9 protein-coding genes, 1 pseudogene and 2 riboswitches are annotated in these 10,582 nt (G+C 39.4%); all 10 genes and pseudogenes read right to left on the bottom strand.

Features of this window, described 5'->3' with window-relative positions; all coding sequences use genetic code 11:
• Window positions 1-2 precede the first annotated feature (2 nt).
• Window positions 3-833: a MetQ/NlpA family ABC transporter substrate-binding protein gene (locus tag RUH74_RS23505; protein WP_313805111.1), complete on the bottom strand. Its 831-nt coding sequence runs from the start codon at window positions 831-833 to the stop codon at window positions 3-5.
• Between the two features lie 17 nt (window positions 834-850).
• The gene (locus RUH74_RS23500) at window positions 851-1,501 is read right to left on the bottom strand and encodes a methionine ABC transporter permease (protein ID WP_313805108.1); all 651 of its coding nucleotides are present in this window, start codon (window positions 1,499-1,501) and stop codon (window positions 851-853) included.
• Window positions 1,491-2,522, bottom strand: a complete 1,032-nt coding sequence (locus RUH74_RS23495) for a methionine ABC transporter ATP-binding protein (protein WP_313805105.1) — start codon at window positions 2,520-2,522, stop codon at window positions 1,491-1,493. Before RUH74_RS23495 ends, RUH74_RS23500 begins: the two co-directional genes overlap by 11 nt.
• A gap of 187 nt (window positions 2,523-2,709) precedes the next feature.
• Window positions 2,710-2,816, bottom strand: a riboswitch (SAM riboswitch).
• Window positions 2,817-3,087: 271 nt separating this feature from the next.
• A riboswitch (SAM riboswitch) is annotated at window positions 3,088-3,186 on the bottom strand.
• A 95-nt stretch (window positions 3,187-3,281) separates the two neighbouring features.
• Window positions 3,282-4,205 carry a DMT family transporter gene (locus RUH74_RS23490; RefSeq protein ID WP_313805102.1) on the bottom strand — a complete coding sequence of 308 codons (924 nt, stop codon included), beginning with the start codon at window positions 4,203-4,205 and terminating at the stop codon, window positions 3,282-3,284.
• Between the two features lie 355 nt (window positions 4,206-4,560).
• The gene (locus tag RUH74_RS23485; RefSeq protein ID WP_313805099.1) at window positions 4,561-6,975 is read right to left on the bottom strand and encodes a heavy metal translocating P-type ATPase; all 2,415 of its coding nucleotides are present in this window, start codon (window positions 6,973-6,975) and stop codon (window positions 4,561-4,563) included.
• 85 nt (window positions 6,976-7,060) lie between these two features.
• Window positions 7,061-7,267 carry a copper chaperone CopZ gene (gene copZ / locus RUH74_RS23480; protein WP_313805096.1) on the bottom strand — a complete coding sequence of 69 codons (207 nt, stop codon included), beginning with the start codon at window positions 7,265-7,267 and terminating at the stop codon, window positions 7,061-7,063.
• Between the two features lie 13 nt (window positions 7,268-7,280).
• Window positions 7,281-7,628 carry a metal-sensitive transcriptional regulator gene (locus tag RUH74_RS23475; protein ID WP_313805093.1) on the bottom strand — a complete coding sequence of 116 codons (348 nt, stop codon included), beginning with the start codon at window positions 7,626-7,628 and terminating at the stop codon, window positions 7,281-7,283.
• A gap of 203 nt (window positions 7,629-7,831) precedes the next feature.
• On the bottom strand, window positions 7,832-9,043 hold the full coding sequence (locus RUH74_RS23470) for a TraB/GumN family protein (protein ID WP_313805090.1): 1,212 nt from the start codon (window positions 9,041-9,043) through the stop codon (window positions 7,832-7,834).
• Between the two features lie 300 nt (window positions 9,044-9,343).
• Window positions 9,344-9,571, bottom strand: a pseudogene (locus tag RUH74_RS23465) (glutaredoxin family protein); the annotation flags it as partial.
• A gap of 149 nt (window positions 9,572-9,720) precedes the next feature.
• On the bottom strand, window positions 9,721-10,350 hold the full coding sequence (locus RUH74_RS23460; protein ID WP_313805088.1) for a nitrite reductase: 630 nt from the start codon (window positions 10,348-10,350) through the stop codon (window positions 9,721-9,723).
• Window positions 10,351-10,582: the final 232 nt, after the last annotated feature.

Genomic DNA, 10,582 nt, shown 5'->3' with positions numbered 1-10,582 from the left:
ATTTACCATCCAATCTCGCTTAGCGGAATAAATGTTGGAATGGAGTTTCCTTTGTATTCCTTTTTGATAAATTCAGCTACATCATCCTCTTGATAAAGCTCCGCCAATTTCTTTAAATGTTTGTTATCCTTGTCTTCAGCTCTTGTAGCAATGATGTTGACATATGGAGTTGCAGTCGCACTCTCATGGAAAATGGAGTCCTTTGTTGGGTTGAACCCTGCGTCTACTGCAATTCCGTTATTAATGATTGACGCAGCTACATCTGGCAAAACACGGGGTGTTTGTGCCGCAACCATTTCGACAATTTCTAGATTCTTGGGATTTTCAACGATTTTATCTAACGATCCATTGCCATCATAATCATCTGTCAGTTTAATTAGACCTGCCTCTTCTAAAAGAAGCAATGCTCTTCCCATATTGGATACATCATTTGGTACGGCTATTTTTCCACCCTCAGGAATGTCATCAACTGACTTGTATTTCTCTGAATATATCCCCATTGGTGCAAGAACGGTCGTAGCGATTGGCACCAAATCTAAATGATGTTCCTTAATAAAAGAATCAAAGTATGCAACGGTTTGGAATGCATTGGCATCTAATTCCCCTTCAGCTAGAGCAATGTTTGGCTGAACATAATCGGAAAAACTAATTATTTCTACATCAATGCCTTCCTTTGCTGCCTTTTCAGCTACAAAGTCCCAAATGCGGTTATCTGATCCGCTTACACCAATCTTCACCTTTACCGATTTTTCTTTTCCGCTTGTTTCACTAGCGCATGCTGTACTAAATACCGTCAGCGTTAAAATAATGAGTGCTAATAATAATTTCTTCATCGTTGTGATCCTCCTGATTATCGTCTGCGAATTCGTTTTGATAAAATATTGCCAAAGGTTTGAAGCCCTTGAACCATTACAACTAAAATACCTACTGTGATGATCATGACCATTGTGTCGAACCGCTGATAGCCGTAGGTAATAGCCAAATCACCAAGTCCTCCCCCGCCAACAGCTCCAGCCATCGCAGAAGCTCCTACTAAACCAATGGTTGCGATCGTAAAAGCTAAAACTAATGAGCTAAGCGCTTCTGGGATAAGAAATTTGAAAATGATTTGTGCTGGTGTTGCACCCATCGCTTGTGCTGCCTCAAGGACACCGGGATCCACCTCAAGCAAGGAATTTTCGATTAACCTTGCAATATATGGACCAGCATAAAATACAAGTGGAACGACTGCTGCTGCTGTTCCGATTGATGTGCCTACAATCAACCTCGTAACCGGTATGATCGCAACCATAAGAATAATGAACGGGACGGAGCGGAAAATATTAATAATTCCATTGATTACATTGAATACTGGCAGATTTTCCAGCAGATGCCCCTTTCTTGTTACAACAAGAAGAATCCCTAGCGGCAAGCCGAGAACGGCTGAAAATAAGAGAGAAAATGCCACCATCTGAATCGTTTCAATTAGCGCCTCAATAATTTGGTCTGAATTAACTAGCATGAGCTTTCACTTCCTTTACTGTTACTTTCTCTTGGCTGATAAACATTAACGCCCGGTTGATTTCACTTTCAGCCCCTTGAAACTCAACAATTAAGTTCCCGAAAGGCGTGCCTTGCAGCTCAGTAATATTTCCAAAGAGAACATTGACGTGAATATCGAACTTCTTCGCCAGCTGTGAAAGCAGCGGCTGGCCGGCTGAATTACCGATAAAATTAATTCGGAAGATCTTTTGAAGCCCTGCATTTTTCTCAACTATCTCCTTTATGGAATCAGGAATTTGATCATTCATCACAGAGCTGACGAAGTTTCTTGCCGTCTCTGTTTTCGGTGACGAAAAGACATCGAAAACAGTCCCTTCCTCAATGATCTTTCCGGCTTCAATGACTGCCACCCGATCGCAAATTTCTCGGATAACTGCCATCTCATGAGTAATGATAAGAATCGTAATGTTATATTCCCGATTAATTTTTTTCAACAAATCCAAGATTGAGCTTGTTGTCTGCGGATCAAGTGCTGAAGTTGCCTCATCACAAAGGAGAATCGATGGCTGTGTAGCAAGCGCCCTTGCAATGCCAATCCGCTGCTTCTGCCCGCCTGACAGCTGGTCAGGGTAATTATTTGCTTTATCTGACAGGCCAACAAATTCTAATAACTCACCTACTCTTTTCTTGATTTCCTCTTTTGGCACCTTTGCTAAAAATAACGGCATAGCCACATTTGCAAATACCGTTTTTGAGTTTAGAAGATTAAAGTGCTGAAAGACCATCCCGATATTTCTTTTCACCTCGCGGATTTCTTTCGCTGACAAGGCAGTCAGATCATAGCCATCAACAATCACACGGCCAGATGTAGGCTGCTCGAGCCAATTGACACAGCGGATCAGCGAGCTTTTTCCCGCCCCGCTGAACCCAATCACACCAAAAATCTCCCCTCTATTAATCGTTAAATCAATCCCATTCAGCGCTGCAACCTGCTGTCCGCCGCTGTTATATACCTTTTTCAAATTTTGAAATTCAATCATTTTGTCTCTCTCCTCTCGGTGACCGACACCTATATTATTGGAATTGCCCTGGGGGATTTGCAGGCAAACGATTGATCTTTTCATTCACTTCCACTAGAACCACTAGGAATGGAAATAAAAAATCCCTCTTCCTGACAAACAAGAAGAGGGCATGCCTTTATTATCAAAATAAAGGGTAGGGGGTCTCTTCTTATCTCTCAAGCTTTTCGCTTGCTGGATTTGGCATAGATTCCAAAAGCGGAATCCGCTGCCGAGGCTTCATCGGGCCAGTCCCTCAACCTCTCTCGATAAGAATGTGTATTTAATTTTTATTATTCCCATGCGAAAACTATGTTTATTGCATAAGAAAAGCGAAAGCGCCTTGATCATCGCCATACAAACTGGAAGGACCACGACTTATCGTAGGGAGGGGCCTGAGTTTGATAGGCGATAGAGCTAGACAATTCTTTAACGCCAAAGTTATAATTTCCATTTTTTCTAAAAAACTTGAATTCCTTCTTTTGCCGATTAAAACAAAAAACCTCTTCTTGTAAAAGAAGAGGACAGAATTCAATGCTTGCGCCTCTTCTTATCTATCAAGACATGCTTGCTGGAATTGGCACGGTGCAATAAGTCCGTTGCCGAGGTGTCATAGGGCCAGTCCCTCAACCTCTCTTGATAAGAAGTAAATCACATATTCGATTTGGTTAACTTGAAATATACTTTACATTCAATAAAATAAAAAGTCAACTATTTTTTCAACATTTATGAAAACAATGTTCAATGATAGGTATTTGACTGTTGGGCGGATTGATCCATTGTCTTTGCTTTCGTTCCTCTTGTTCCAAGGTATATGGCTCCTAATACACACATAATTCCTATTAGCTGATTCATGCCAAAAGGCTCTTTTAATATGACAATGCCTACCAATGTTGCTGTTATTGGAATAAATCCTGTAAAGATCCCAGCAATATTCGCACTTACCTTTACAACCCCTTTATACCAAAGAACAAATGAAAGTACACTAGCAGTGATCGCATAATAAATAATAAGCAGGTATACCGTTAGTTCCAAAGAAAAGAAATGGTAAGTGATCGCTTCCTTTATCGAAAAAGGAAGAAATAAAATAAAGCCTATAATATTCACTCCGGCAGCCATTTGTATCGGGGTCAGCACATTAGACAGCTTTTTTGCAAAAATCGTAAACAAGGCCTCTGATATAACTGCACCAAAGACAAGTACATTTCCAAGTAAAAATAAAGGGCTTTCTAAGGTTGACGAGTTTGTCTGAAAGGTAATAATGGATATCCCTAAGACTGCAAGACACATAGAAATAGCCTGGGGAGCGGACAATCTTTCTCTTAAAAAGAAAAATGACAAGAGGGCTATAACTGCTGGAACCGTACTCGTAATAATTCCTGCCGCTGTCGCAGATGTAAAACGTACCCCATAAAGCATGAGAACACTGAACAAGAAAACACCAAAAAAAGACTGCAAAATTAAATAGCCCCAGTGACTTTTCTGCATCTTCACCGTTTTTGGCCGGCTAATTAGCATCATTGGAACTAAAAAAAGTAAAGCAATCAGGAATCTTATTTCGGAGAAAAGAAATATCGGGACATCTTCCACAATTATTTTGCCAACCGCAACATTTGCGCCTACAAAAGCCATTGATAGTGCAAGTTGGAAATAGGCTATTTTCAATGCTCTCACCCCTGCTTCTTTTTACACAGAACCAAAGCTGTAGAATTTATTTTTAATGACTATTCCTTTGATTATAGAATTTTCATTTTGAAGTGTAAATAATTAAAAATTGAATTGTCCGAATTTTTAAATTGGATTTCACGCTAAAAAAATCCCTACGGCTATAGCAACCGCAGGGATATTAACGTATAACAAAAGCTATTCTTTTATTTTCTATTCATGCTGCTCCGTATTAGAATGACCAGGATCATCCACTGGAGAGCCTGCAATCGCTATATAGGAGTAGTATCCGCCTACGACTACTAACAGATAAACGATCGCCGAAAGCACCCATTTTTTTCATATGAATCTCTCCTTATAATTTTACTCGCTGCAGACGAAGGGCATTGAGTACAACAGAAACTGAACTGAAAGCCATCGCTGCACCTGCAAGCCATGGAGCAAGGAATCCTAAAGCTGCAATCGGAATACCAAGTGTATTGTAGCCAAAGGCCCAGAATAGATTTTGCTTAATGTTGCGAATCGTTTTCTTACTCATAAAAATGGCATCGGCAATACTTTTCAAGTCGCCTCTTATCAAGGTGATATCAGCCGCTTCCATCGCAACATCCGTTCCTGTTCCGATTGCCATTCCAATATCAGCAACCGCCAATGCTGGTGCATCATTAATTCCGTCTCCTACCATTGCAACTTTCTTGCCTTGCTGTTGAAGCTTCTTCACTTCTTCTGCTTTTCCTTCTGGGAGCACTTCTGCAATGACACGGTCTACTCCAGCAAGCTTCGCAATCGCTTGGGCCGTTTGTTCGTTATCGCCTGTAATCATAATTACTTCAAGACCCAACCCTTTTAAGCGGCGAATGGCTTCGGCTGAAGTTTCTTTGATAGTATCAGCAACCGCAACAATTCCTGCAAATGAACCATCTATTGCTACTAGCATCGCTGTTTTTCCTTGCTTTTCAAGCGTAAGCATATCGTCTGACACATGATCAATCTCTATATTGAACTTTTTCATTAAACGTCTTGTACCAGCGAGCACTTCTTTTCCATCAACGAGTGCTTTAATTCCGTAGCCAGGGATTGCTTCAAACGCACTAGGATGATTAAGAGTGATGTTTTTTTCTTGAATTCCTTCAACGATCGCCTCCGCTAACGGGTGTTCCGATTGCTTTTCTGCTGAACCGACGAATGTTAAAAATTCTGCTTCATCTAATTTTGTGATAACATCTGTTAATACAGGTGCTCCATTAGTGATTGTACCTGTTTTATCTAAAATAACTGTGTTAATTCGATGGGTCATTTCAAGATGCTCTCCGCCTTTAAAAAGAACACCGTATTCTGCTGCCCGGCCAGATCCTGCCATAATTGACGTTGGTGTCGCAAGACCGAGGGCACATGGACATGCAATTACGAGTACAGCAATTAATTTTTCCAGCGCTTCTGCAAAGTCACCTGGTGCAACGAATAAATACCAGACGAAGAATGTGATGACAGCTATCCCTACAACAATGGGTACAAAGATACCGGAAATGGAATCCGCTAGACGCTGGATCGGCGCTTTCGAACCTTGAGCCTCCTCGACTACTTTAATAATTTGCGCAAGCGCTGTTTCTTTCCCTACCTTTGTTGCTTTAATTTTAATAAAACCATTTTTGTTTATTGTTGCTCCGATCACGGTATCCCCTACCGTCTTATCTATCGGAACACTTTCCCCTGTAATCATTGATTCATCAAGTGCAGACTGCCCTTCAAGAATTTCGCCATCAACTGGAATTTTCTCTCCTGGCTTTACTAGAATAATATCTCCAGCAACTACTTCCTCTAGCGGGAGTTCTATTTCTTTTTCTTCACGAATGACGGTTGCTGTTTTTGCCTGCAGTCCCATGAGCTTCTTGATTGCTTCTGAAGAACGGCCTTTTGCTTTCGCTTCAAAAACTTTCCCAAGAATGATTAATGTGATGAGCACGGCACTAGTTTCAAAGTAAAGCCCTTCCGGATGCGCACCGCTGCCAATTGTTTTTAAAGATAAATATAAACTGTAAAAATATGCGGCGGATGTTCCTAATGCAACAAGCACATCCATATTCGCACTCTTATTTCTTAACGCTTTATATGCGCCGACATAAAACTGCTTGCCAATATAAAATTGTACGGGTGTGGCAAGTGCCATTTGCACCCACGGATTCATAAATGCTTCAGGCACGTATATAAAAGAGGTAAAGCTAAAATGACCTGCCATTGCCCATAGAAGCGGCAATGAAAGGATTAGAGAAAATATAAATTTTCCCTGCTGTCTCTCAATTTCCTTTAAACGATGGTCAATCGTTTCTTTTTCATTGTCCTCACTTTTCACACTTGCTCCATAGCCAAGCTTTTCTACCTTTTGTGTCATCTCAGCTGGTGATACGATGGACGGATTATACTCAACCGCAGCTTTTTCTAATGCAAGGTTTACGTTTGCGCTTAAGACCCCTTCCATTTTATTCAGGCCTTTCTCAATCCGAGTCGCACATGCTGCACAGGTCATGCCGGTAAGAACGAGTTCAACCTTTTCCGTGATCACATCATAGCCAAGAGCTCTGATTTTTTCCTGAATATCAGCAGGCCCCATCTTAGCGGCATCAAATTTCACTGTTGCCTTTTCGAGTGCCAGGTTCACATTTGCTTCTGATACACCCTCCATTTTATTTAAGCCCTTTTCAATTCGGGTTGCACATGCTGCACAGGTCATGCCGGTAATCTGAAACTGACTTTCCATTACTTTTTCACTCATTTCTAAGCCTCCTATACCTATATAGGGTATATTTATTTGAAAAAGAGAGCGTGCTAAACTTTTAGCACGGCTGGAATGCGAAATATTAGTTTACATCATATCCTTGATCATCGATTGTTTCTTTAATTTTATCTAAAGAAACTTCGGCTGAAGAGAACTCCACATCTACTGTTCCGTTTTCTAGATGAACCTTGACGTTAGAAACACCAGCTAATTCGCCTACGCTTCCTTCGATAGCTTTCACACAATGACCACAAGACATGCCTGTTACGTTTAAAGTTACTTTTTCCATACTTAACATCTCCCTATTTTTTCATCAATTTATGAATGGTTACGAGAACCTCATCTAATACTTCCATATCGCCTTCTTGAAGGCGATCAACAACACAGCCCTTTAAATGCCCTTCAAGTAGAATTTTTGCAACGCTATTTAGTGCGGATTGAGTAGCAGAAATTTGTGTAATTACATCATCACAATAAGTGTCTCTTTCAATTAAACCTTTTATTCCGCGGATTTGTCCTTCTATTCGGTTTAATCGCGTTACAAGATTACTTTTCACTTTATCAGAATGATGACTCTTTCTTTCACTCCCGCTTGAACAGCAGTTTTCTTCCTCAGGCAGCATTGCATTTTTATCTAGATCGGATCCCATATGGTTTTCCCCCTTGAACTTATTATATTATACCCCCGTATCGTATGTAAAGGAGTATTCATTAAAAAATTGTGAACTTTTTTTGACCTTAATTTTATTATAATACATTCCTACTATGTAACAAAGCCGCTGCCCTGAGAAGGCAACGGCTTGAACTTTATTCCTTTACTGGCTGAAAACTAGCCTGCAGGAAATCGTCTGTTCTATTGGAGTTTTTCAATCTTTAATCCTTTATTTTCAAGTAACTTGATAATACTCATATCACCGAAGTAATGACCTGCACCTACAACAACAAAATACGTTCCTTTTGTAGATCCTGTTAAGTACTTTTCAATTTTATTCGCCATTCCAATATTTCTGTTATCAAACATTTCAGTCATATAAGCTTTGTATTCTGGGCTATTATCAGGCACTGTAAACAGCAGTTTTTCGATTGCAGCATCATCGCTTGTTTGCCAAGCCTTTATAAGCGGTGCTAGTCCATCAGCTGTGCGATCAGCATTTAAGGAATCCTCAAGCAGCTTAATTTGTACATCTTCAGAGAATCCAGACAGCATATTGATTTGGAATTCTGCCCCCTCTAGCTCAATGATCTTTTTGTTGCCTGCTTTAGATAAGAAATAATGATCAATTCCTAATTCAGCTTTATATTTAGGATCTGTTGATTTTAAACTATCCAAACTCATGCTTAAATACCAAGGTTTTAAATACTTGATCTCGTTCATATCTGCGCCATAGCTAACAAAGATATCTGTTAGTTTCTTGTATAGTTCTTTTGAGATATGATCCTCAATTGTTGAACCGTCATCATAGACTGCCTTTTCAAGAACAGTCTGCTGGAATTCAAGTGGGTTTAAGTTAAGGATATCTGCTTCCACAGCCAAATATTGGGATTCATTGAATGCTTTCATTATTTTCGAATTCAATGGATAAAATTCTTCGATTCCTAAATGAATGGAACCTAGCATATAGACCGTATTGCCATTTTTCTCTGCTTTCCAGAAGAACCCGCCTTCATTTTCTACACAAGCAGCTGCTTTAAGTTCAGCAAGCTTTCGTTTAGAAGGTGTTTCATATTTAATGGAGCTATCCTTCTTAATATATTGACCGCCGCCAACACCATAAATCTCACTATTATCCACTTTCTTAAAGGAATAGACTCTATATTCCGCTTTTACAGGGAGTGACTTTCCAGCTACAAGCTTATTGTCTTTTAATGCAAATAGCTTCGTTTCCTTCAGGATCGTTACTTTCCCTAATTGTCCACTCTTTAGTTCTGTTTTTCCCCACATAACTTTCTTAGGAACACAGTTCTTTGCACTTTCAGATGCAGCAAATACTGAGCTAACTGAAAATGATGAAACTAGCAAGGCAGCTATGAAAAGCATTGCTACACTCTTAAATAACTTTCTCAACTTCTTTCTCTCCTCTCGACTAAACCCGCTTCTCTAAAATATGTATCTATTAACATACCAATTTTACCTTGATTTGGCAGGTTTTTCAATCCTCCATAGGTAGAATAATAGGCATTGCCCGAGGCATAAATGCCAAAGAAGTTTAAATGATGGCTTCAAACACCCTTGGCTGATATAAAGCTATAGCAACCTATAGGTCTTTGTTAGTCACATTTTTACTTGCATATACTTAAAATAAAAAAGACAGAGACGTTACATTTCTGTCTTTTTTCATGAACTATTCATTTCCATCATAAAGCCTCAAATTTCATCTATTCCCAATAAACCTTTTATTTCCTCAAAATGATTCTCAAATCCTATGAATACTTTTGACTTTTTCGGTATTCCAAGGAAGGACTTTTCCTTAAATACAAAAGTTGGAACAACTCTAGCACCTGACACCTTTTTTAATTCTTCTTCTTTCTCTCGTAATTTTGTTAAGTCAAATTCTTTGTACGGTATATGATGTTTGGAAAGAAACTCTTTCGCTGCTTGACAATCTGTTCAGGTGGGACGTGTATATAGTTCCATTTTCATTTGTATATCACCTCCTAGGAGAAAAGGTTATTCCACTTTTAAATATTATTAACTGGCTCTTATCTAGCATTTCCCTATAATGCCCATTTTCTTGTCGTTGTTTAAATTGCTAGTTGATTTTTCAGGTTTTCTAATCCAAAACGGTCAATAAATTTATATAACGGTTCTCTCTTTTTACCGTTTTCTGCATAGATCGATATGATCTGTTCAACCGCCTCATAAAGTCTCTCAGGGACTAGCTGTTCCATTAATAAAATACCTGTTTTAGCATTCTTTCCTTTTGCATATCCTCCAATATATAAATCATATCCATTCTTTACCTTCATGACACCAATATCATTAACCAATGGTTCCCCGCATCCAACCGGACATCCCGTATAAGCTGGCCGGAGCGTTACTGGCACGGATTTCCCCGCAATTCGATTATTTAACTCAATAGCAACAGGCATTCCCTCTTCTTCTGCTCCCTTACAGAAATTACATGTTCTAAGACTCTTCACAAAGTTCCCAACCGGATAACATACTAAACCAACTTCGTTAAATTTTTCTTTTATTTTTTCCGCATGATTCTCTAGTACCTCAATGTACAGCTGCTGGAAGGTTGTCAGCTCTAGCTCATCTCCATCATTCATGTACTCTGCAATGACTGCTAGTTGTTTCGCAGTTAATTTGGCACCGAATGATATCCCGCCGTTAACAGCTAATTTCATCTTTTTTTCTTGTTGATCCATCACATTTCACATCCTGTTCATTTATTTCTATTGATCTATTACCTGGTAGTGAGAACTATTTCTACCCTTTATACTGCATAGGGGTATATTTTTTTCCGAAAACAGATCGTGCTAAAACGGCACGACCCATTTATCCATTGAGTGGAAACGTTGATTTCTGACAGGCTTTTCTTTTTTCATTTCACTTGAATAGTAAGTCATTATCTTAAAATGATATTACTATACCCCAGAA

Source organism: Cytobacillus sp. (genome assembly GCF_032154635.1).
Taxonomy (GTDB): Bacteria; Bacillota; Bacilli; order Bacillales; family Cytobacillaceae; genus Cytobacillus.
The sequence above is the reverse complement of the archived record's forward strand: the minus strand, read 5'-3'. Positions and strand labels throughout refer to the sequence as shown.

Coding starts and splice junctions, on each gene's coding strand:
- RUH74_RS23505 (WP_313805111.1), bottom strand. CDS start 833: ATGAAGAAATTATTATTAGCACTCATTATTTTAACGCTGACGGTATTT.
- RUH74_RS23500 (WP_313805108.1), bottom strand. CDS start 1,501: ATGCTAGTTAATTCAGACCAAATTATTGAGGCGCTAATTGAAACGATT.
- RUH74_RS23495 (WP_313805105.1), bottom strand. CDS start 2,522: ATGATTGAATTTCAAAATTTGAAAAAGGTATATAACAGCGGCGGACAG.
- RUH74_RS23485 (WP_313805099.1), bottom strand. CDS start 6,975: ATGAGTGAAAAAGTAATGGAAAGTCAGTTTCAGATTACCGGCATGACC.
- copZ (WP_313805096.1), bottom strand. CDS start 7,267: ATGGAAAAAGTAACTTTAAACGTAACAGGCATGTCTTGTGGTCATTGT.
- RUH74_RS23475 (WP_313805093.1), bottom strand. CDS start 7,628: ATGGGATCCGATCTAGATAAAAATGCAATGCTGCCTGAGGAAGAAAAC.
- RUH74_RS23460 (WP_313805088.1), bottom strand. CDS start 10,350: ATGGATCAACAAGAAAAAAAGATGAAATTAGCTGTTAACGGCGGGATA.